Source organism: Ammonicoccus luteus, assembly GCF_050880385.1.
Taxonomy (GTDB): Bacteria; Actinomycetota; Actinomycetes; order Propionibacteriales; family Propionibacteriaceae; genus Enemella.
In genome coordinates this window covers 446,397-467,822 of record NZ_JBNZCI010000002.1, presented here as the reverse complement: position 1 = coordinate 467,822, position 21,426 = coordinate 446,397, and the positions used below count along the sequence as shown (strand labels likewise).

Sequence of the window (21,426 nt, the reverse complement as noted above, 5' to 3'; positions counted from 1 at the left end):
ACTCCCCAGCAAGCGACTGGGGAGGAAAAGCAATGTCGGTGGACTTTGGCGGACTGTGGCCGGAGGAGTTCGGGCCCGAGGCGGGTTCGAAGCGCGAGCTGATCAGCAGGCTTGAGAAGGCACTGCGGGAGGGGATGCCGACCCTGCACGACGCAGCCGAGGAGGCGGGCATCTCGGCCAGTCGCATCGATGCAGCGCTGACCGCTGCGTGGGACCCCTGCACCCATTTCACGCTGCCGACCAGCGCCGACACCGCCGAGGTGGTCAACTTCGCGCGGCGGGTCAACGGCTGGTGGTGGACCGACCTGGTGCTCCTGGACCCGGCGTGGCGAGCGAGCGCCTTTCGCGCGACCCGGTCTCTCGCCCTCGACTATGCACGGTCCCACTTCCGGCGTCTGCCGGAGGATGATCAGGAGGCGGCGGTCGACGATGCCATCGTGTTGCTGTGTCACCGGCTGCTGCCGCTGGGGGAGTTGAGGGGGAGTACGCCGGCGTGGGCGTCCTGGAACGTGGTGCGCAGGAACGTGCGGTGGCGATTGCTCGATGCGGCGGACTCGTTCGACGCGGCCGGCAAAGGGCCGGACGGGAAGCGGGTGACGTCGCTGAACGAGCATTGGGACGATGCCGGTGACGCTGGGCTGACCCGCCTCGAGCAGGGCGTCACCACCGCGGACGGTCTCGGTGTGGAGGCAGTGATCTGGGCGGCAGCGGCGGTGGCTCTTGCCGACAGCGCGCCTGCGCGGCTGGCCGGCGTCCGGGCCGGAACGTCCCGGGCCAAGCTGGCGCTCACGATCGCCGCCGCCCAGCGCGTCCTGGCGATGGGCTGCGCCGGGGCAGAGGCGCCGCAGGCGACTCAGGACGGGCGGCCGATCGACCGGTTGACGGCCGAGGCGGTGCGGCAGCTGTTTGCCGAGGACGCCCTGCTGGTGTGCTTCTGGGGTCTGCGGCAGGCCGCACCGGACACCTGGGGGCTGTACCCGGGCGGGCGCGTCCCGGTGCGGGTGGATCTCGTGCAGGTAGCGGACGCGGTCTCCGACCATCCCGACGCCGGCTGGTTCGCGATGCTCTCGGCGCGCCGCAACGAGCTCAATCGAAAGGGTTTCCTGTTGCACGGCGTTCGGGATCTGGTCGTGAACCTGATCCAGGATGCCGCCGGCGTGGACGAATACGTCGCATCGTGACGCCTGCTGTCGCCTGGCCGGGGTTGCGGCCCGCCTCGTTGGACATGGATAACAACTGGAACGGAAGCGTCCCCGGCAGTGGCGCAGGTGTCGATGGTCTCAGCCCCGCCGGCTCGGCGGTCATGCTCGATGGGCCGGCCGCGGTCGGTGAGGTCGGGATCGCGGTCCCGGGTCTGATCGTGCTCGATGTCTCGTGGTCGATGGCCGAGGATCTCGGCAGGGCCGGGGGAGCTTTGGAACAGCTGCGGGTGAACCTGCGGCAGAACGCCATGACCAGCTCCAACGCCTATCTCGGGATGGTGACCTTTGCCGACACGGCAAGCACCGACCTGGGTCTGGTGCGGGTCGCGGACCCGGAGGTCCGGATGCCGGAGATCGCGCCGCGTGGGTCCGGCACGAACTTCCATGCAGCTTTCACCGAGACGCTCGCCGCCTATCGGCGTGAGCTGCCCGAGCTCGGCCGGACGGCGGACGGCCGCCGACGTCAGGTCTTTCGGCCATCGGTCTATTTCGTGACTGACGCCGAGCACAACACCGGTCCGGACTGGCACGGCGTGCTGGGGGAGCTGAAGTCCCGGACGTGGCGACCCAACGTGTTCGCCTTCGGCTATCGACAGGCAGACCCTCACACGATCCGCAGCATCGCGGACGAGGGCTTGGCCTATTTCGCCGCGCAGGGCCAGGACCCCGCCACGATGTTCGACAAGATCCTCCAGGTCATCCTGCGGAGCATGGTGTCGGCGACCGTGACGGCGGCCGGCCAGGCAGCCGATCCCGACGCGGCGACCGCGGTCACCCCGGTCGACCCCGACGCCGACCCGGCCACGGCGGGCCTGGTGCGCATGGGTCCCATCGGAACCACCATCGACTGATCCGGCGGCACTCGTGGGGTCGACACCGTTCGGCCCCACGGGTGCGCCGGTCGAGAAGGGTCTCCCGATGAATCCCACGTTGAGGTCGCGCAGCGTGCGTACCTCCGCCACCGTCATTCCCCTGTTCCCGGCGGCCCCTGCGGCCGCCGATCTGCTGATCACCGGACCGATCCATTCCTTCCGCCTCGGCAGTCGGCGCATCACCCTCGAGCTCGCCAGCGGCCGCGGCTATGAGCACGAACTCGACCGCGGACACGTTCGGCGGCTCACCCCGGATGAGATCCGGGCGGTGACGCTGCTCCTGCCCCTGGTCAAGGCTGCCGAGCGCGATCCGTCGACGATCCCGCGCGGGCTCCCGGGTGAGTTCGCGGGTGAGGTCGCGGAGCTCGATGCTGCGCGCGCGTCGAGGGCAGGCTTCCTGTCGCCTCCCGGCGCCGACGGGGAGCCTCCCCGGACATGATCAAGATCTCGACACTGCAGGTGGGACCGCGGCTCGGCGGCGGCGGTCAAGGCGACGTCTTCGAGTTGCCGGACGATCCAGAGCACCTGGTCAAGCGCTATCGGCCGGAGGTCACGGTCGACGAGGCAGGTCTGGTGGCGCTGGTCGACTGGCGCGCGGGCCTGCCGCCCAAGGACGGCGCGATTATCGCCAAGCACACCGCGTGGCCCCAGGAGATCGTCGACTGTGAGGACGGCACCTTCGGCATCATCATGAAACGGGCCCCGGACCCGTTCTGGCACACCGTCGAGGGCAAGAGGCTGCCGCGCGATCTTTCGTGGGCCTATCTGCAGGACTCTGCACGGTTCGCGGGACTCACGACCCCACCGCCCCGGGCCGCCGTGCAGTTGATGATCCAGCTCGCAACCGTGCTCGATGTGCTCCACCGCAACGGGGTGGTCTATGGCGACCTGTCCGCCGCCAACGCCCTGTGGACCGGCGGCACCGCGCCCAATCTGTTCGTCATCGACTGCGACGCGGCCCAGGTCCAAGGCCGACCGCGAGCGCTGGACGTTGCCCAGACCCTCCAGTGGTCCTGCCCCTGGCCCGGCGTGGAGGGGCGTGAGCGCGACGAGTTCAAGCTCGCGCTCGCGTTCCTGCGTCTCTATTTCTGCTATGAGGGCCCGATCGACTTGAGCACTCAGAACCTCCTGGTGCCCGACCATCCGCCGGTCAGCCGAGCAGCCGCGGATCTCGTCACCGCGGGTCTCCAGCAGCTGAGCGTACGCCCCAGCGCCGGCGACTGGCTGCCCGTCCTGCGGCACCTGGCCAAGGGGCTCCGGGCCCGCGGGCTTTGAGGGGCAATCTGCTGAGACAACCAAGGAGAGCGTTATGAGGACCGTCACCCGACCCGACGACGACCCGTTCAACATCGAATATTGGCAATGGCTGGGAGCCACGGAGGGCAGCCGCAACGAACCCCGCAAACCCGACGGGCCGGCGAGTGTGCGTACCCTCCTCGACGCCGTCTGGCAGGGCACCCTCCGGGTCGAACGGCAGGACTTCCTGGACGCGCTCGAGGGTCTGCACCAACGCCGGGCAGACAACCAGCGGCTCATCCTCGAGGTCGAGGCCGGAGCTAACCGGGATCCGCGCCAGGCCGCGGTCCTCAAGGCACTCCAGGCGAAGGCGCTGGGCTTCGCGGACGAACGCGCGCGCCTGTGCGACGCCTTTCTCGAGGCCGTCGAGGCCCTCACCCACCAGGTGCGGGCGGCGGACGCCGTGTGGCGGGCAGCGAACGAACTGCATCGGGATCGTCGGATCACGCTGGAGCCGACCGAGTTCACGGTCCCGCCGGATGTGGTCGTGATCCCACCCGATCCGGTCGCGTGAGTGCTCGGCGGGCGGCTTGCTGCTGTCGCCCGCAACCGCCGCACCGGCGCCTGAAGGACCATGACCCCATCGCTGTCCGAATGGGTGCGAAGGATCTTCGGCACCCGGCCCACCTCCGATGACATCGACTCCGCCGACCTGGCCGTCACCGACGGCTCCGACGGGCTTCCGTTCGGGGTCGAGCCGCTGCCCGAGTCCAGGCTCGGCGAGATCGACTGGGCGACCGAAATCGCCGAGAACGCTCGCCTCGGCATCCCGCGGCCCGGCGGTCCGCTCTGGCAGCTGCCGCTGTGGGAACGCCTCCAGCACTATTTCGCGGCCGACATGCACGACTGGTCGCGCTGGCGGGATGCCCAGCCGGCCGCGCTGGCATCCCTGAGCGAGACCGCCGACGGGCGCATCACCGACTTGACCAATGAACGGGATCGCCGCACCGCAGAGATCTCGCGCGCCGAGCAGGACCTGGCAGACCAGCGGGCCGAGCTGTCCGAGCCGCAGCTCAAATATCCGCGGGCCGCCGCCGCGGTCAGCACCCTCTTGGTCCTGGGCATCGCGACCGGGGCTATCGTCGAGTGGTTCGCCCTCCAGCCGGTCGTCGCGCATGTTTTCGTCGCGGATCCCCGCACCTCGGGCGGGCTGACCGCCCTCGCGGTGTTGACGATCGGCTATGGCTCTTGGCACCTCGGGGGCCTGCTCCACGAACGGCTCGCCCATGAAGGCCCGCCCCGGCAGCGCCGGGCGTTGACCGTCGGGATCGTATTGCTCGGCATCTTCGCCCTCCTCTTCTTGGTCGCCGTCGTCGGGATCCGCCTGTCGGCGAGCGACGACTCACTGGCCACGCTGGACCGCTGGGCGGGGGCCGCCCTTTATGCAGCGGTCCAAGGGCTCGTCCAGGGCGTCGCCATGCTGCACGGCTGGATGGCCCACAACCCTCGGGTCAAGGAGATCCGGGCGACCGAGCAGCACATCGCGCAGCTCCGGTCCGAATCCCAGGACGTGACCGAGGCGCTCGACGAAACGAGGGAGTGGGCGGCCGCGCTCGCCGAGTTCGACGCCGGCGCCTGGCTGGTCCCGTCGAGGGCGGCGCTCGCGCATGAGTACGCCGCAGCGGTCCAGGAACACAGCGAGGGACTCGGCCGAGCGCTGCTCGAGGCCCAGCACGTGGAGTCGGCCGACTTCCTCGAGCTGCTGCCGCGTCCGCAGTTCGACCCGCCCGCCGAGACCCAATGGGTCGGCGACCCCGACTGGGTCGCGGGGTTCGTGATCCCGCTCTGACCCCGATCACCAGACCGATCCCAGAGGAGTGAAAATGGCCACCGTCAACCGTTATGGGCGTCCCAACCCTGCACACCCGCCGCGCCGCGGGCGCACGTCCGGCATCCAGCGCAGCAGCGGCCACAGGCCCGGCACCCGGCGAAACCCGGGGCGTACGCCCGGCACCGTCGTCCATCAGCCCACCCCCAAGCCGCCGATCACCAAGTGGCTGTGGGTGAGCGTCCCGCTCGTGGTCGTCGCCCTGGTCGTCATCCTGGCCTGGAGACCCGATCCGGGGCCCCAAGCCGGGTGCGTGATCGCCGTGGACGCACAGGGCAGCGCCAGCCCGATGACCCAGACCTATCGCGAGTGGCTCCCAGGCCGGGCCGAGAGCTGTGCGGCGGCCGATCGGGCCAAGCTCAACATCGCGTTGATCTCCGGGGAGACCAGCACCGGCACCGTGACCCCCGCGACCACCGACCTGCGCCGTCTCAAGCTCACCGGCAACGCGGAGCGCGACGACATGCTCGTCCGCGAGGAGATCGACCGGGTGGTCGAGGAGGCGAACGACAAGATTCTCGCCGCACCCGAACAGCAGGGTGGCACGGACATCGTCGGCGCGCTCTGTGTGGCGAGCGATCTGCTCAAGGGCCACGAACCCAAGCGTTTGGTGCTGTTGACCGACGGCATCAACAACCGGGAACCGTTCGTGCTCACCCGTGCTCCGCTCGATGACGCGAGCATCGGGCAGCACGTCATCGATCTGCGCGCGTCCGGTCAGCTCTGCGATCTGGCGGGCACCCGGGTGGAGATCTATGGCGCGGGGATCGGGTGGGACACCGGTGAGATGTCGGCCGAGCAGTTGGCGGGGGTACGCCGGTTCTGGTCCGCGGTCGTTTCCGCCTCCGGCGGCGAACTGGTCGCCTATCAGAGAAACCCGTGAGAGCGGCCGCCCGGAGGGCCGCGGCCCGCTCTGAGCCCAGCCGGGGCTCGGGGCGGGGCGGTTCGTCTGTCCGAGCGTGCTGTCACCCAGCGGCGGGCCACGCCCGCCCTCCACTGCATGAAACAGTCCTCGTCCCAGACAACCTTGCCCGAGACCACCGTGCCCGAAACGAACGCGGCGCCCGAGCGGAACGCCGTGCCCGAAACGAACGCGGTACCCGAGAGGAACGCCGTGCCCGAGATCACGGCCTGGTTTCCTGTCCCGCCGGATCTCGTCGCCGCCACCCGCGAGATCGATGCTCTCAGCGTCCGCGGTGTGTCCTTTCGCGGGACCGCGCACGAGATGTTCGACGAGCCGCGCCAAGACGCGTTCGCGGTCGCCGTGAACCAGGACTGGGTCGTGCTGGCCGTGGCCGACGGGATCGGCAGCCAAGCGCACTCCCACCACGGCGCTGCAGCCGCGGTCACCGCGGTTGCGCAAGCCGTCGAGACAGAGTCACTGGACCCCACCGACGGTCCCGCGACGATGCGCGTCGCCGTCGAGGCGGTGCAGGCGCAGGCCGGTCGCCTGGCGGCGCCCGCGACCTCGCTCGGGACGACGCTGACCGTCGCGGCGGTCGAGCGCGCCGGCGGGGAGACGCGCCATGTCGTCCTCCACGCGGTGGGGGACTCGCCGGCACTGGTCCTCGATCCGGCGGCGGCCCGGTGGACCCCCGTGATGTCCGACGACGACGGGCCGGGCAATGTCGTTCACACGTGGGTGCCGGACCGGGCGGACGCGCCGCGGACGATGGCGACCACGCTGACCGCGGGCGCGGTGCTCGTCCTCGCGAGCGATGGGTTCACGACCCCGTTGGGCGATGGGGCGGGTTCGCTCGGAGCCGACTTGGCCGCGCGCTGGGGCCAAGGCCCGCGCGAGCTGCTTCCGTTCGTCGTGGACCTGTCGTTCACCGCCTATCACGACGACAAGACGGTCGTCGCGTTATGGAACGGAGCGTTGGACGGACCGGCCGCCGACGCGGAGACAGCCGTCGACACGGAAGCCGGAATCGAGACGGTTGCCGACACGGATGCCGGCGCCGAGACGGACACCGCTGCGGAGACCGAACCGGAGTCGACGTGAGCGGGGCGCGAGTCGTGCGGCGGAGCGTACCCTCATCCAAACGCATCATGATCGGCGCCGGCCGCTATGTGCTCGTCCCCGTGCAGCCCCGGCCGGCGGACATTCCGGTGGCAACTTGGCAGGAGTTGGCGCGGCTCAACGACTATGTGATCGACCACGTTCGCTATGACCGGTCCCGGGTGGGGGCCGCCGCCCGCCGGGCGGACCGCCATCAGACCCCGGCAGAAACGCTGCGTATCGGTCGGGGCGTGTGTCAGGACTTCACAGCGTTGTTCGAGGCACTAGCCGCGGAGCGCGGGCACACCGTCCGGTCGCTGCGCTCCGCCCGACTCAACCACGCGTGGAACGAGGTGCTGATTGCCGGGCGCTGGTGGGTGGTCGACGTCACCTGGAACAGCGCCGAGCTGTTCCTCGGTGGCGCCCGCGTGCCGGAGAGGGTCCGGTCGGACCCGGATTTCCGCAAGCGCTATTTCCTCACCACCGTGGAGCGGGAGGAGGCCCTGCAGCGGGCAGGACTGCTGCGCGAGACCCACCGAGCCCCGGACGTCGCGCGCGTGGACTATGCGCGGACCAGCGAGGCGTACGCGATCCTCGATATCCTGAGCCCCCTCGTCGCACGGCGCAATGCGCTCGTCGCGAGCCGGACCGCGACGAGGCGGGAGATCGACGGACTGGATGCGCGGATCGTCGACCTGCATCGCCGCTATCGCGTGCTCGCGCAGGCACACCCGCTGGCGGTGCGCTACACGTTGACCTGACGCAGGCCGCCGAACCATCGGAAGTTCTGGATGATGGAACCCCGGGAATGCACTCCGGGTGGCACAGCGTTATGCTGGACACAGCAAACAGTGCTCCGGGGTCGGTGAAAGTCCGAACCGGCGGTGATAGTCCGCGACCCAAGCCCCACCTGGGGATTGGTTGAATCGGTGGAATTCCGATACCGACGGTTAAAGTCCGGATGGGAGGCGCACAGACGTTTGCATACGCCATGGGCGTGCAGGCCGTGACCGGCAGCACCCCGCGCCACGACGGCGCTGTTTGGTGTATTGCATCCGTCCTGACCCCGACGCACACGGCGAGGGGAGCAGGATGACCACTCAGATCACCCATCCGCGGTTGCGGCTGTCGGTGCGCGTGCTGGCACCACTCGTGTTGGGCGCCTTGGTCCTGCTCGCCTGGCACCTTGCGACCGTCTCCGGTGCGGTCGCCCCCACCCTGTTGCCGCCCCCCGGCAAGGTCTTCGCCCGCTTTGCGGCGGATTTCGCGTCGGGGTCGTTGTTGACGTACGCGGGGATCACGGTGCTCGAGGCTCTCCTCGGCTGTCTGTTGGCCGCTGGGGTGGCGCTGCCGATGGGATATCTGATCGCCCGCGCCCGCATCGCCGAGGCTGCGGTTTCGCCCTATCTGGCCGCGTCCCAGGCCATTCCCGCCATCGCAATCGCGCCGCTGCTCGTCATCTGGGTCGGCTATGGCCTGCTGCCCATCATGCTCCTCTGCGCGCTGCTCGTGTTCTTCCCGGTCGTCCTCTCGACCGTGCTCGGCCTGCGGACCATCGACAAGGAAGTGCTCGAGGCCGCGCAGCTCGACGGCGCCGGTGGCCTGTCGATGCTGCGGTTCATCGAATGGCCCTTGGCGCTGCCGGCAGTGCTGACCGGTCTGCGCAACGGGTTCACGCTCTCGGTGACCGGCGCGGTCGTCGGCGAACTCGTCATGGGTGGCCACGGTCTCGGCATGGTCCTGTCGGTGCAGTCGATGTCGGTGGACACCACCGGCCTGTTCGCCACCCTGGTCATGCTCTGCCTCATCGCGATCGTCATCTATATGGCGATGCTCGTCGTCGAGTCGCTGACCGACCCCATGCGTCCGGTGGCCGCCGACCGCGTCCGCGTGGCGAAGGCCCCCAGCGCCACGGCCGGGGCGCCGGCCCGGACCGAGCCTGCGAACACCCCGCTGCCGAACCTTGCGCGGGACACGTTCACCCGCATCACCGTCCTCAACCGTCCAGAACCCGGGCGCGTTGTCACACCTCGCGAAACCCGCGCGTACGCCCTCGAAACAGGAGCCGCATGAACCGCCGTCACTTCCTCCGCGCCGTCACCGCTGCCGGCCTCCTCACCGCCGGACTCGGCGCGGCCGCCTGCACCCAGGAGCCCGCTGCACAACCGGGCGTGCAGGGTGAGCAGGCGGGGAGCGGGAAGTTCACTCTGGGGCTCACGTACACCCCCGACATCCAGTTCGCGCCGTTCTATGTGGCGGCGGAGAAGGGATACTTCACCGACGCCGGGCTGGATGTGACCCTCCGGCACCACGGCGCGAACGAGCAGCTGTTCGGGGCCATCCAGGCCGGGCAGGAGGACCTCGTCTATGCCGGCGGCGCCGAGTTCATGCAGGCGCGTTCACAGGGCGTGCCACTGGTGAGCGTGGCGACCTACTATCAGGAATATCCCGTCGTCCTCGTCGTGCCCGAGGACTCACCGATCCGGACCGCCGCGGACCTCAAGGGTCGGAGCGTCGGGGTGCCGGGGCCGTTCGGGGAGACCTGGTTCGGGCTGCTCGCGCTGCTCAAGCAGGCCGGGTTGACCGACCAGGAGGTCGAGGTCAAGCACATCGGCTATACGCAGCAGGCGGCCCTCAGCTCCGGCCAGGTCGATGGCGTCATGGGTTATGTGAACAACGACGCGGTGCGATTGCAGGCGGCTGGGGTTGCGGTGCGTACGCTGCCCATCACCGCTGGAAAACCGCCCCTCGTCGGCGTCGGCCTCGGCACCACGGACACGGTCCTCCAGTCGCGGGCCGATGACGTGAAGAAGCTGCAGGAGGCGGTCGCCAAGGCTGTCACCGACATCATCGCGGACCCGGCGGGAGCCGTCAGCCTGGCGGAGAAGCACGTCCCGGGCCTCGCGGCGGAAGAACAGCGGCAGTCCGCGCTCGCGACGCTGGAGGCGACGATCCCGCTGTTCGGGGACGCGGCGACGTTCGGGCGTCAGGACGCCGAGACCTGGGAATCGATGGCGTCGTTCCTCACGCAGATGGAGCTGCTCAACGGGCCGGTCGAGGCGCCGGAGTGCTACACCACGGAGATCGTCCCGGCCTGAGGCTCCCGCGCCAAAGTGTCACGGGCCTCTCCTCGAGGCCTGAAACCCCAGAAGGTTTCGTGAAACCCCCGTTGGGGAGGCCTGAAACCCCAGAAGGCTTCGTGAAACCCCAGCAGGGAAGGCCTGAAACCCCAGAAGACTTCGTGAAACCCCAGAAGGCATCGTGAAACCTCCGTTGCAGTGGGGGTTTCAGCTAGTCTTCTGGGGTTTCAGCGTCCGACTCTTACTTCTTGCCCATTGGGCCGCTCTTACTTCTTGCCCATCGGGCCGCTCTTACTTCTTGCCCATCGGGCCGCTCTTACTCCTTGCCCATCTGGGCCGCGATCTGCGGGGGGAGATAGTCATAGCGCGCGAACTCGCGGGTGAAGGACCCGGTGCCGTGGGCTACTGACCGCAGATCGATCGGATAGCGGGAGAGCTCCGAGGCGGGAACTGCCGCGTACACCACCGAATAGCCTTGCAGTTCGCCCGTGCCGGTGCCGAGCACCTGGGCACGGCGGCCGCGGAGGTCCGCCATGACCGCACCCAGATATTCGTCCGCGATCGTGATCGCGACCTCGTCGATGGGCTCGAGCAGCGTCACGGTCGATGCGTTCGCGGCCTCCTTGAGCGCTGCGGCGCCGGCGTTCTGGAATGCCATGTCGGAGGAATCCACCGAGTGGGCCTTGCCGTCGAACAGGGTCACCCGGACGTCCACCATCGGATAGCCGAGCAGCACACCCTTCTCCATCTGGGCCCGCACGCCCTTTTCCACCGACGGGATGAACTGACGCGGCACCGCGCCACCCACAACCTTGTCGACGAACTCGAAACCGGCGCCCCGCTCGAGGGGTTCGATTTCGACCTGGCAGACCGCGTATTGCCCATGACCACCCGACTGCTTCACCAGCCGGCCGGTGGACTTGACCTTGCGGACGAACGTCTCTCGCAGCGCCGTGCGCAGCGGCTCCGTCTCCACTTGGACGTGGAACTGTTCGGCGAGACGCTGGACGAGACCGTCGATGTGCGCCTGGCCCATGGTCCACAGGACCACCTGGTGCGTCTCGGTGTTCTGTTCCATGCGCATGGTGACGTCCTCGGCGACCATGCGGCCGAGGGCCACGGCGAGCTTGTCCTCGTCGGTCTTCCGGGCAGCCCGGATCGCCACCGGCAGCAGCGGCTCGGGCAGCACCCACGGCTCGACCAGCGCGGGGCGGTCCTTGTCGGACAGCGTGTCGGCGGTCTCGACGTTGGCCATCTTGCTCACGACGGTGATATCACCGGCGACCGCGTTGGGCATCGGCTGGTTGTCGGTCACCACGGGGATCGACAGCGGTCCCACTCGTTCGCTGGTGAGGTCGTGGTCGCCATGGCCGACGGAGCGGCCGGCGAACTGGGAGAGGTGACCCGAGACGTGCACCTGGTCGTCGGGGCGGAGGGTGCCGGAAAAGACCCGCACCACCGAGAGGCGCCCGACATAGGGATCGGTTGTCGTCCGGATGACCTCGGCCACCAGCGGGCCGTCGGGGTCGCAGGTGACCTCGCCGAAGTCACCGCCGTCGGGCGTGGTGACCGTCGGCAGGGGCGAGTCGAGCGGCGACGGGAAGCCCTTGATGAACATGCGCTCCAGTTGGGGTACGCCGACGCCGGTGGGCGTGTGCACCGGGATCACCGGGAAGAAGCGCGCCGTGCGCACGGCGGTGCGGACATCCTCGAGCAGGTCGTCGAGCTTGATCTCGCCACCCTCGAGATAGACCTCCATCAGGTCCTCGTCCTCGGAGGTCTCGATCACCGACTCCAGCAGCGTCGCCCGGGCCTCGTCGACGAGGTCGATCTCGTCACCCTCGAGGTCCCGCACCTGGCCGTCCGCGCCGGTGAAGCGCGGCTCGACGAGGTCGAGCACGCCGACGAGATCGTCGTTCTCCACCACGGGCAGACACACGGGGTGGGCCTCGCCGAAAACACGCTGGCACATGGCGACCGTGGCGGCCCAGTCCGCGCGCGCTTCCTCGAGCTTGGACACGATGACAGCGCGCGGCATGCTCACCGCGCGGCACTCCTCCCACAGCAGACGCGTCGGCTCGTCCACGCCGTCGGAGGCCGAGACCACGAACAATGCGGCGTCGGCGGCCCGCAGGCCGGCGCGGACATCACCGACGAAGTCCGGGTGACCGGGAGTGTCGAGCAGATTGAGCACGACGTCGTCGTCGAGACCGATCGCGGCAAGCGACAGTGCGGTGGTCGAGTCCCGGTCGTCCCGCCCCTGTTTGGTGGTGGGTCCCGTCTGCAACTGCTCGAACATCCTCGACTTGCCTGCTCCTGAAGGCCCGACCAGGACGACGTTGCGGATCTGCCCTGGACGGGAAGGAGTGTTAACCGGGTTGCCGTCGTTCGCTCTCATGAAGGTCACACTATGGCCACTTGCCGCCTCACGGGGAGAGGTGTGGTGTGGTGCTCGCCACCTGGTCGGCGAGGGTCACCGCCGCCGAACTATTCGGCCGCTCCATAGAGCCGGTCGCCGGCGTCGCCGAGCCCCGGGACGATATAGCCCAAATCGTTCAAATGATCATCCACCGCCGCCACGACCAGATGGCACGGCACCTCGAGATCGTGCAGCAGTGAACTCACGCGGGCGACACCTTCGGGCGCCGCGAGCAGACAGATGCAGGTGATGTGGTCCGCCCCGCGGCCCACGAGGAACTGGATCGTGCCCGCCAGCGAGCCGCCGGTGGCCAGCATCGGGTCGAGGACATAGCACTGCCGGCCGGAGAGATCGTGGGGGAGGCGTTCGGCGTACGTCACCGGCTCCAACGTCTCCTCATTGCGGATCATGCCGACGAAGCCGACCTCCGCCGTCGGGATCAGGCGCAGCATGCCGTCCAGCATCCCCAGCCCGGCGCGCAGGATGGGCACGACGAGCGGGGGTGGATCGAGGAGGCGCACCCCCAATGCCCGATCCACCGGCGTCTGCACCGTGTGCTCACGCACCCGGACCTCGCGGGTGGCCTCATAGGCGAGCAGGGTCACGAGTTCTGCGGTGAGCTCCCGGAACACAGGCGTCGGTGTCGCCTGCTCGCGCAGCATGGTCAGCTTGTGCGCCACCAGCGGGTGGTCGACAACGGTCACGTCCACGGCGGCAGCGTACTGTGACGGCCCCCGGCTGCGCAGGTCAGTCCTCGTCCGCGCTGGCGAGCGCCCGGGCGGTTTCCTCGGCGGTGGGCACACCGACATACCGCTCATCCGGCACCTGTTCGGCGACCGGCGGGGGACCGGGCGGGGTGCCGTCGCCGAACGGGCGACCCCCCAGTTCCTCGCGGTGGTGCTTCGAGAACCAGTTCGCGTTGTCCGGGCCCTTCGGCACGATCCGGGTCGGATTGATGTCGCCGTGGGTCACGTAGTAGTGCTGCTTGATCTGCACGAAATCCGTCGTGTCCCCGAATCCGGGGGTCTGGAACAGGTCGCGCGCATAACCCCACAGGGCCGGGAACTCGATGAGCCGCTGCCGGTTGCACTTGAAGTGGCCGTGATAGACCGGATCGAACCGCGCGAGTGTGGTGAACAGGCGCACGTCCGCCTCGGTGATGGTGTCGCCGACGAGATAGCGCTGGGTGGCCAGCCGGTCCTCAAGCCAGTCGAGTGCGGTGAAGAGGCGGTCGTACGCCGCCTCGTACGCCTCCTGCGACCCGGCGAAGCCACACCGATAGACGCCGTTGTTGACCTCGGTATAGACGCGTTTCGACACCTCGTCGATCTCATCGCGCAGCGCATCCGGATAGAGCTCGGGCGCCCCGTCGCGGTGGAAGGCTGTCCACTCGGTGGCGAAGTCCAAGGTGATCTGCGCGAAGTCGCTCGTCACGACCGCACCGCTCGCGACCTCCACGATCGCGGGCACGGTCACGCCCTTCGCATAGTCGGGCACCCGGGCCTCATAGGCGTCCCGCAGCCAATGGATGCCCAGCACCGGGTCCTTGCCGTCGGGGTCGAGGTCGAACAGCCAAGAGCGCTCGTCGTGCGTCGGGCCCGGGACGCCGAGGGAGATCGCATCCTCCAGCCCGAGCAGGCGCCGCGAGATCATCGTCCGGTTGGCCCACGGGCACGCCCGCGCGGCCACGAGCCGATAGCGTCCTGCCTCTGCCGGCCACAGCCGGCGGCCTGCCTCGTCCCGGCCCGGAGAGGCGTCGGCCACGATGCGATCGTCGATGTACGTCGTATCCCGTTCGTATTCCGGTCCGGTCACGTAACTCGCCTGTTGAGGAGTGCGCTCGGTCATGGACGGCAGCCTAGGTCGGCCTCTCCCGGGGCCTGTGTCGGGGGTCAACCCGGGGGTGTGTCGGGCACCGAGGTCTGACACCATGGGAGCCGGTCTGTCGAGCGCGGGCTGTGGGGACTCAGGAGGGCGTCATGACGGATATGGACAACGAGGACTACGAGTCGTTCGATCTGTCGCGCAAGAAGGACGATCCGCGCTCCGATCTGGCGGCGTACACCGATGATCTCGACGATTTCGACATCGACGGAGATGACGATGACGACGACCTCGATGACGATGATCTCGACGACGACGACGACGACGACGACGACGACGACGACGATGACGACGATGACGATGACGATGACGATGATGACGACTTCGACGACCTCGAGGACGCCGGGGAGGACGAGATCGACCTCGTGGTCGCGATCTATCGCGAGGACGGCCTGCCGATCGCGACCGCGCTGACCAAGGATCTCGCCAACGATCTCGATGAGCTCATCACCCAGTTGCGGCGCCAACCGGCGGATGCGGGGGCGATCGGGATGGTGTCGCTGGTCGGCGATCTGTTCGTCATCGTGCGCGTCCGCGGCCGCAACGTGCAGGCCATGCTGTCCGACGCCGCCGCGGCGGGCGACTGGCCGATTGCTCGCGATGTCGCCGACTTCCTCGGCGTGGACGAGATCCCGGATCCGGATGACGACTCCGAGCCGATGGGTGACTTGGGCCTGCTGGCGGATCTCGGGGTGAGTGATCTGGCCATGGAGGCGTACTGCAACAATTTCGACGACAACTCCGACGAGATCCTCGCCCAGATCGCCGAGCGGATCGCGGTCGGCCAGGCGTTCCGCAAGGCGGCCGATTCGTTCGGCTGAGGCCATGACGCGATGGGACGCGGCGTTCGATCGGGCGTTGGTGGAGGCGTACGCAGCGTCTGCGCATGGTGACGTCCCGATCGGCGCCGTCCTGCTCGATCAGGCCGGCAACATCGTCGCCGTCGGGCACAACGAGCGGGAGCTCACCGGGGACCCGACGGCGCATGCCGAGGTGCTGGCCCTGCGGCGCGGAGCGGCGGCGGTGGGCGAGTGGCGGTTGACGGGGCATACGTTGGTCGTCACGCTCGAGCCCTGCACGATGTGTGCCGGCGCGCTCGTCCTCGCGCGGGTGGAGCGCGTGGTGTTCGGGGCGTACGACCCGAAAGCGGGCGCCATCGCCTCGCTCTTCGACGTCGTCCGGGACCCCCGGCTCAACCACCGTCCCGAGGTGATCGGCGGGATCCGGGCCGACGAGTGCGCGGCACCCCTGCACGAGTTCTTCGACGGACAGCGGGGCGTGCCTTCTTGACCCGCCCCGCGGGTCAGAACGCGAGCGCGATTCCCTGAGCAGGAGCAGCGCCCGCAGGCGACGGGTGAGAAGATCAGCAGTGTGAGTGTGCTGACCAATATCGAACTTGCCCCCCGCGACCCGATCCTCGGCCTGACCGAGGCCTTCAATGCCGACGACCGTGCGGCCAAGGTGAATCTGGGGGTCGGGGTCTATACCGACGAGAACGGCAAGGTGCCGTTGTTGGAGTGCGTACGCCGCGCCGATGAGCTGATCGCCGAGAGCCGCAAGCCCTGGGGCTATCTCCCCATTGATGGGTTGAAGACCTATGACGACGCCGTTGCCGAACTGGTGTTCGCCGACACCGTGCCGCGTGAGCGGGTTGCGGTCGTGCAGGCGCTCGGTGGCACCGGTGGCCTGAAGGTTGCCGCGGACTTCCTCCACCAGGCCGATCCGAGCGCGCCCGTGCTGATCTCCGACCCGAGCTGGGAGAACCACAAGGCGCTGTTCACGCGGGCGGGGTTCACGGTGGCGAGTTATCCGTACTATGACGCCGCGACCCGGTCCGTCAACTTCGCCGGCATGCTCGACGCGCTCAAGGCCGCGGACGCCGGGACGATCGTGATCCTGCATGCGTGCTGCCACAACCCGACCGGCTATGACCTGACGCCGGAGCAGTGGGAGCAGGTCCGGGACGTCGTCGTCGAGCGCGGTCTCGTGCCGCTGCTGGACATGGCCTATCAGGGCTTTGCGCACTCGATCAGCGAGGACGGCGCCGCGGTGCGCATCTTCGCGGGCGCGGGCATCCCGGTCTTCGTGACCACCTCGTTCTCCAAGACCTTCAGCCTCTATGGCGAGCGGGTCGGCGCGCTGTCGGTCGTCTGCGCCGACGCCGACGAGGCGAAGCGTGTGCTGAGCCAGCTGAAGATCATCGTCCGCACGAACTATTCGAACCCGCCCACCCATGGCGCGCAGATCGTCGCGCACGTGCTCGGTGACGAGGAACTCCGTCAGCTCTGGGAATCCGAGCTCGGGGCCATGAGGGATCGCATCAAGGCGATGCGCGCCGGCCTGCGGGACGGTCTGGTGGCAGCGAATCCGGGTGCGGATGCGGACTACATCGTCGCGCAGAACGGAATGTTCTCCTATTCCGGTCTGAGCAAGGATCAGATGGTGCGGTTGCGTGAGGAGTTCGGCATCTATGGGCTCGATTCCGGCCGCATTTGCGTGGCCGCGCTGAACGAAGGCAACTTGCCCGGTGTCGTCGAGGCCATCGCCCAGGTGTGGTGATTCGCCGATTGGCGCAACACGGTCCCCGCTTGCTACCTTTGTCGGCGGTGACGTGTCTGAGCGGCCGAAAGAGCTCGCCTCGAAAGCGAGTGTAGGGCGACCTACCGCGGGTTCAAATCCCGCCGTCACCGCCAAGTGAAACTCCCCGGGACAACAATCCCGGGGAGTTTCTGTGTCCGGCGTCACTTCCGTCTCACGTTCCGGCACGCGGAACGGGCCGCCTTGTCAGGCGATTGTGTCGTGAGGATAGAGTCATAGTTCTGAGGGGGCAGAAGCCCGCTACGAAGAAGAAGCAGTGGGGTCCTGCCGGGCCTCAGAGAAAACGGGCAAAGGAGCTTGAGTATGGGCATTCTTCGAATGGGGTACGCGGAGATCCGCGTCACCGACATGGAGGAAGCCAAGTCGCATTACGAGCGCACCTTGGGCATGCGTCACGTTGAGGACAAGGACGGCAAGGCCTATTACCGGGGTTGGGACGAGTGGGAGCACCACAGCGTCGTCCTCGATCCCACGGGCGTTGGCGTGACCAAGTTCGGTTTCAAGGTGAAGACGCCTGAGGACCTCGACTATTTCGAGCAGAAGGCCAAGACCTTCGGCGCGAGCGTCGAGCGCATGAGCAAGGGCGAGACCCATGAGGTCGGCGACGGCATCCGCATCACCTCCCCGAGTGACCACGTCTTCGAGCTCTACAACGAGATGACCGTCACCGGAAACGATGTCGGCTTCATCAACCCCGAGGTCTTCCCGCGTGACTTGGTCGGCGTCGGCGTTCCCGGCATCGACCACGCGCTGATCTCCTGCGAGGACCCGAACACGACCAACAAGTTCTTCGAGGACGTCTTTGACTTCTTCGCGGCTGAGCAGGTCGTCACCAGCCTCGACGACGATGCCGACATCATCGGCTCGTGGCTGTCCACCTCGATGAAGGTCCATGACATGGCCATCATCAAGGGCCCGCAGGGCAAGCTGCACCACTTCGCCTTCCAGCTCTCCGACTGGAGCGCGGTTGGCCGTGCGGCTTCGCTGTTCTCGATGGACGAGGTCTCTGTCGACATCGGCCCGACCCAGCACGGCATCACCCGTGGCACCACCATCTATTTCTTCGACCCGTCGGGCAACCGCAACGAGGTCTTCGCCGGTGGCTACCACGCTTATGCCGACCGTCCGTGCGTCAAGTGGACCCCGGACATGCTCGGCAAGGGCATCTTCTACATCGACCGCGAGCTCAACGAGCGTTTCACCACGGTCTTCACCTGATCGGCCGCGTCGGCAAGTCCGGCGCCAGGATCCAGACACCCGGAGGGCGTCACCGCGACAGCGGTGGCGCCCTTTGGCGTTCGGAGCACTCGGGAGACGTCAGCGAATCCGACGAGCAGCGACGAGTGAGCCCTTGGAACTCAGGATGTGCGACCCGGGTTTTGCGCCGGCTGTCGGATCAGACGGGCGCGGCAGTCGGTGCCTGCGGGAGACAGATCGTCGTGCCGTCGATCTGGAGCTCGGTCGGCGCATCGCCGATCATCGACTCGTAGTTCTGCCCGATGCGGACCTCGACGCTGCGGTCCTTGCGGTTGTCGCCCTCGGTTTCGAAACCACTGAACTGGGCCGCCACCAGCTCGACTTCAGGCGAGTCCGCGGAACCGCCGATGACGACGGACTTCGCCTGGTTCTCATCGGCGTTGCCCACCCGGGTCACCTTGAAACCCTGCCGCTTCAGCTGCTGGGAAACCTCGGCGGCCTTGCCGCGCTTGTTGCTCGCGTTGAGCACGCGCACGGAGATCATCTCGGACTTCAGTTTGCCGTCGGGCACAGGTTGTTCCACGCACGGCGCGACGTAGGGCGGCGGCAGCGGAGCGGTCACGGCCCGATAGCCCCAGAACCAGGCCACCGCGACCAACGCCAGGAGGGACAGCAGGATCACGGGGGTCTTGGCAATGCGCCAGATCCGGCCATAGTCCACGATGCGTTCTCCCTCGGTCCGCTGGGCAGGGCGGAATTCCCGCGTCGAACGACGCGAATGCCCGTCGATCCTACTTCAGTTCCAGCACCCGAGCGTGCATCGTCTGCCGTTGCTGCAGGGCGGCTCGGAGTGCACGGTGCAGACCGTCCTCCAGATAAAGCTCACCGCGCCAGGCCACGACATGGGCGAACAGGTCGCCATAGAAGGTGGAGTCCTCCTCCAGCAGCGCTTCGAGATCGAGAGTGCGCTTTGTCGTGACCAACTGGTCCAACCGCACCTGGTGCGGTGCGATGGCGGCCCACTGCTTCTGGACATAGCCATGGTCCGGGTATGGGCGGGTGTCGCCAACACGCTTGAAGATCACGTGGCCACTGTAGGTCAGAAGCAGCGCCGGTTCCCCGGCCACCGCATTACGATTTGGCTCCGAAATGCTCGGCACAGGCGGATATGTCAACCTTGTGCCATGACTGACACCGCGCCCGAGGCCCTGTCGACCCACGCAGCCGCGATTCGTGACGGATATTCCTTTGATGAGCCGGCGATTCAGTTGGGGGTGTTGATGGCGGACGGTACGCCCCAGCCCGACGTCCCGGTGCGCATTCCGCTGAGCATGCTCAATCGCCACGGCCTGGTCGCCGGCGCCACCGGCACCGGAAAAACCAAGACCCTGCAGGTGCTGGCGGAGCAGATCTCCGCGGCTGGCGTACCCGTCTTTGCCGCCGACATCAAAGGCGACCTCTCTGGGATCGCCTCCCCGGGCGACGGCAACGAGAAACTGCTCGCCCGAGCCGGCGCCCTCGGTCAGGACTGGCAGGCCACCGCGTGCCCGACGGAGTTCTATGCGCTTGGCGGCAACGGCATCGGTGTGCCCGTCCGCGCGACCGTGACCGCGTTCGGGCCGATCCTGCTGGCCAAGGTGCTGGGGCTGAACGCCACGCAGGAATCGTCGCTGCAGTTGGTGTTCCACTACGCGGACAAGCTCGGGCTGCCCCTGCTGGACCTGTCGGACCTGCGGGCTGTGCTGACCTATCTGACCTCCGATGAGGGCAAGGCGGAGCTCAAGGACATCGGCGGCCTCAGCGCGGCCACCGTGGGTGTCATCCTGCGGAAGCTGATCGGTTTCGCTGATCAGGGCGCCGAGGAGTTCTTCGGTGAGCCCGAGTTCGACTCCGCCGATCTCATGCGCGTGACGACCGACGGGCGCGGCATCATCTCGCTGCTGGAACTGCCGAACCTGCAGGCCCAGCCCGCGGTGTTCTCCACGTTCCTGATGTGGCTGCTGGCCGACCTGTTCTCGACGCTCCCTGAGGTCGGCGACATCGACAAGCCCAAGCTGGTGTTCTTCTTCGACGAAGCGCATCTGCTGTTCAACGACGCATCGAAGACGTTCCTCGATGCGATCGCCCAGACCGTCCGGCTGATCCGGTCCAAGGGCGTCGGTGTGTTCTTCGTGACCCAGACGCCGAAGGACGTCCCCGACGATGTCCTGGCCCAATTGGGGTCCCGCGTGCAGCACCAGCTCCGGGCCCACACCCCGAACGATGCGAAGGCGCTGAAGCAGACCGTCGCGACCTATCCCAGGTCCGACTATGACCTCGGCGAAGTCCTGCAGTCCCTCGGCATCGGCGAGGCCATCGTCACCGTCATGGACCCGGACGGCGCGCCGACCCCGGTGGCGTGGACCCGCATCCTGGCGCCGCAATCACTGATGTCCCCGACACCGGAGGACCAGCTCCGGGCCGGGGTGGCGGCGTCGCCGCTGATGGCGAAGTACGGTGAAGCCATCGACCGCGATTCCGCCCGCGAGATGCTCGCGCGGAAGCTCGAGGAGGGCGCGCGTGCCGCGGAGGCCGAGGCGGCCGCGGCGGAGCAGGCCAAGCTCGAGGAGGCCCGCGCCAAGGAGGCCGCGAAGGCCCAGGCCGCTGCGGAACGGGCCGCTGAGCGGGAGGCGCAGGCGGCCCAGCGCTCGCGATCGACCAGCCGGAGCCGCTCCAAGGACAAGGGGTTCCTGGAGCAGGTCATGGGGTCCCCGGTCGTGCGGGACATGGCTCGGACCGCCGGGCGCGAGATCGTCCGGTCGATCTTCGGGACCGGGCGTCGTCGCTGAGTCCTCGCCATCACTCACACGGAAACCCGTGAGCTATCCCTTGGACTTTGGGGAAGGCGTTCGGGCACTCACCCTTTGACCCGTGGGGCGGGTCAAGTCCTCACCCTTTGACCCGTGGGGCGGGTCAGGTCCTCACCCTTTGAACCCGTGGGGCGGGTCAAAAGGTGAGGACGTCGACCCACTCCCCAAAGGGACGGCATCCTTACCAGGCGTGAGGTCG

21 protein-coding genes, 1 tRNA gene and 1 riboswitch are annotated in these 21,426 nt (G+C 68.0%); of the genes, 17 read left to right on the top strand and 5 right to left on the bottom strand.

Annotation, left to right across the window (positions count from 1 at the left end; translation table 11 throughout):
* The first annotated feature begins 32 nt into the window (after nucleotides 1-32).
* From ACQ260_RS07535 to ACQ260_RS07485, 11 genes are all read left to right on the top strand, one after another.
* Nucleotides 33-1,181, top strand: coding sequence for a hypothetical protein (locus ACQ260_RS07535; protein WP_432558800.1), 1,149 nt, complete (start codon nucleotides 33-35; stop codon nucleotides 1,179-1,181).
* A complete protein-coding gene (locus ACQ260_RS07530; RefSeq protein ID WP_432558799.1) occupies nucleotides 1,178-2,053 on the top strand; it encodes a vWA domain-containing protein in 876 nt (291 codons plus the stop codon). The genes ACQ260_RS07535 and ACQ260_RS07530 overlap by 4 nt, the downstream gene beginning before the upstream one ends.
* A 67-nt stretch (nucleotides 2,054-2,120) precedes the next feature.
* Nucleotides 2,121-2,513: a hypothetical protein gene (locus ACQ260_RS07525; protein ID WP_432558798.1), complete on the top strand. Its 393-nt coding sequence runs from the start codon at nucleotides 2,121-2,123 to the stop codon at nucleotides 2,511-2,513.
* Complete coding sequence (locus ACQ260_RS07520) at nucleotides 2,510-3,349, top strand: hypothetical protein (protein ID WP_432558797.1); 840 nt, start codon at nucleotides 2,510-2,512, stop codon at nucleotides 3,347-3,349. The genes ACQ260_RS07525 and ACQ260_RS07520 overlap by 4 nt, the downstream gene beginning before the upstream one ends.
* Nucleotides 3,350-3,383: 34 nt before the next feature.
* Nucleotides 3,384-3,884 carry a hypothetical protein gene (locus ACQ260_RS07515; RefSeq protein ID WP_432558796.1) on the top strand — a complete coding sequence of 167 codons (501 nt, stop codon included), beginning with the start codon at nucleotides 3,384-3,386 and terminating at the stop codon, nucleotides 3,882-3,884.
* A gap of 60 nt (nucleotides 3,885-3,944) precedes the next feature.
* The gene (locus ACQ260_RS07510) at nucleotides 3,945-5,159 is read left to right on the top strand and encodes a hypothetical protein (protein ID WP_432558795.1); all 1,215 of its coding nucleotides are present in this window, start codon (nucleotides 3,945-3,947) and stop codon (nucleotides 5,157-5,159) included.
* Nucleotides 5,160-5,193: 34 nt separating this feature from the next.
* Entirely contained in the window at nucleotides 5,194-6,081 is an 888-nt protein-coding gene (locus tag ACQ260_RS07505; protein WP_432558794.1) for a hypothetical protein, read from the top strand.
* Between the two features lie 117 nt (nucleotides 6,082-6,198).
* The gene (locus ACQ260_RS07500) at nucleotides 6,199-7,203 is read left to right on the top strand and encodes a protein phosphatase 2C domain-containing protein (protein WP_432558793.1); all 1,005 of its coding nucleotides are present in this window, start codon (nucleotides 6,199-6,201) and stop codon (nucleotides 7,201-7,203) included.
* Nucleotides 7,200-7,961: a transglutaminase domain-containing protein gene (locus ACQ260_RS07495; RefSeq protein ID WP_432558792.1), complete on the top strand. Its 762-nt coding sequence runs from the start codon at nucleotides 7,200-7,202 to the stop codon at nucleotides 7,959-7,961. Before ACQ260_RS07500 ends, ACQ260_RS07495 begins: the two co-directional genes overlap by 4 nt.
* A gap of 87 nt (nucleotides 7,962-8,048) precedes the next feature.
* Nucleotides 8,049-8,177: riboswitch (FMN riboswitch) on the top strand.
* Nucleotides 8,178-8,292: 115 nt separating this feature from the next.
* Complete coding sequence (locus ACQ260_RS07490) at nucleotides 8,293-9,273, top strand: ABC transporter permease (protein ID WP_432558791.1); 981 nt, start codon at nucleotides 8,293-8,295, stop codon at nucleotides 9,271-9,273.
* Nucleotides 9,270-10,298, top strand: a complete 1,029-nt coding sequence (locus ACQ260_RS07485; protein ID WP_432558790.1) for an ABC transporter substrate-binding protein — start codon at nucleotides 9,270-9,272, stop codon at nucleotides 10,296-10,298. Before ACQ260_RS07490 ends, ACQ260_RS07485 begins: the two co-directional genes overlap by 4 nt.
* Nucleotides 10,299-10,596: 298 nt before the next feature.
* On the opposite strand, the gene ACQ260_RS07480 is transcribed toward ACQ260_RS07485, so the two are convergent.
* From ACQ260_RS07480 to ACQ260_RS07470, 3 genes are all read right to left on the bottom strand, one after another.
* Nucleotides 10,597-12,678, bottom strand: a complete 2,082-nt coding sequence (locus ACQ260_RS07480; RefSeq protein ID WP_432558789.1) for an elongation factor G-like protein EF-G2 — start codon at nucleotides 12,676-12,678, stop codon at nucleotides 10,597-10,599.
* Between the two features lie 89 nt (nucleotides 12,679-12,767).
* Nucleotides 12,768-13,409, bottom strand: coding sequence for a uracil phosphoribosyltransferase (upp, locus tag ACQ260_RS07475; RefSeq protein WP_432558788.1), 642 nt, complete (start codon nucleotides 13,407-13,409; stop codon nucleotides 12,768-12,770).
* A gap of 37 nt (nucleotides 13,410-13,446) precedes the next feature.
* Nucleotides 13,447-14,547 carry a glutathione S-transferase family protein gene (locus ACQ260_RS07470; protein WP_432558787.1) on the bottom strand — a complete coding sequence of 367 codons (1,101 nt, stop codon included), beginning with the start codon at nucleotides 14,545-14,547 and terminating at the stop codon, nucleotides 13,447-13,449.
* Nucleotides 14,548-14,678: 131 nt separating this feature from the next.
* On the opposite strand from ACQ260_RS07470, the gene ACQ260_RS07465 reads away from it, so the two are divergent.
* The 5 genes from ACQ260_RS07465 to ACQ260_RS07445 all read left to right on the top strand — a co-directional run bounded on the left by ACQ260_RS07465 (nucleotide 14,679) and on the right by ACQ260_RS07445 (nucleotide 18,399).
* Nucleotides 14,679-15,404 (top strand): tRNA adenosine deaminase-associated protein, encoded by a 726-nt coding sequence (locus ACQ260_RS07465; protein WP_432558786.1) that lies wholly within the window; start codon nucleotides 14,679-14,681, stop codon nucleotides 15,402-15,404.
* 4 nt (nucleotides 15,405-15,408) lie between these two features.
* Nucleotides 15,409-15,873: a tRNA adenosine(34) deaminase TadA gene (tadA, locus tag ACQ260_RS07460; RefSeq protein WP_432558785.1), complete on the top strand. Its 465-nt coding sequence runs from the start codon at nucleotides 15,409-15,411 to the stop codon at nucleotides 15,871-15,873.
* An 81-nt stretch (nucleotides 15,874-15,954) separates the two neighbouring features.
* Complete coding sequence (locus ACQ260_RS07455) at nucleotides 15,955-17,142, top strand: amino acid aminotransferase (RefSeq protein ID WP_432558784.1); 1,188 nt, start codon at nucleotides 15,955-15,957, stop codon at nucleotides 17,140-17,142.
* Between the two features lie 46 nt (nucleotides 17,143-17,188).
* Nucleotides 17,189-17,276: transfer RNA gene (locus ACQ260_RS07450), tRNA-Ser, on the top strand.
* Nucleotides 17,277-17,484: 208 nt separating this feature from the next.
* On the top strand, nucleotides 17,485-18,399 hold the full coding sequence (locus ACQ260_RS07445; protein ID WP_432558783.1) for a catechol 2,3-dioxygenase: 915 nt from the start codon (nucleotides 17,485-17,487) through the stop codon (nucleotides 18,397-18,399).
* A gap of 178 nt (nucleotides 18,400-18,577) precedes the next feature.
* Here the strand turns inward: ACQ260_RS07445 and ACQ260_RS07440 are convergent, their stop codons facing one another.
* The gene (locus ACQ260_RS07440) at nucleotides 18,578-19,099 is read right to left on the bottom strand and encodes a LytR C-terminal domain-containing protein (protein ID WP_432558782.1); all 522 of its coding nucleotides are present in this window, start codon (nucleotides 19,097-19,099) and stop codon (nucleotides 18,578-18,580) included.
* Nucleotides 19,100-19,169: 70 nt separating this feature from the next.
* The gene (locus tag ACQ260_RS07435) at nucleotides 19,170-19,463 is read right to left on the bottom strand and encodes a type II toxin-antitoxin system VapB family antitoxin (protein ID WP_432558781.1); all 294 of its coding nucleotides are present in this window, start codon (nucleotides 19,461-19,463) and stop codon (nucleotides 19,170-19,172) included.
* Nucleotides 19,464-19,562: 99 nt separating this feature from the next.
* Here ACQ260_RS07435 and ACQ260_RS07430 point away from each other — a divergent pair, with 99 nt between their 5' ends.
* The gene (locus ACQ260_RS07430) at nucleotides 19,563-21,206 is read left to right on the top strand and encodes a helicase HerA-like domain-containing protein (protein WP_432558780.1); all 1,644 of its coding nucleotides are present in this window, start codon (nucleotides 19,563-19,565) and stop codon (nucleotides 21,204-21,206) included.
* Nucleotides 21,207-21,426: the final 220 nt, after the last annotated feature.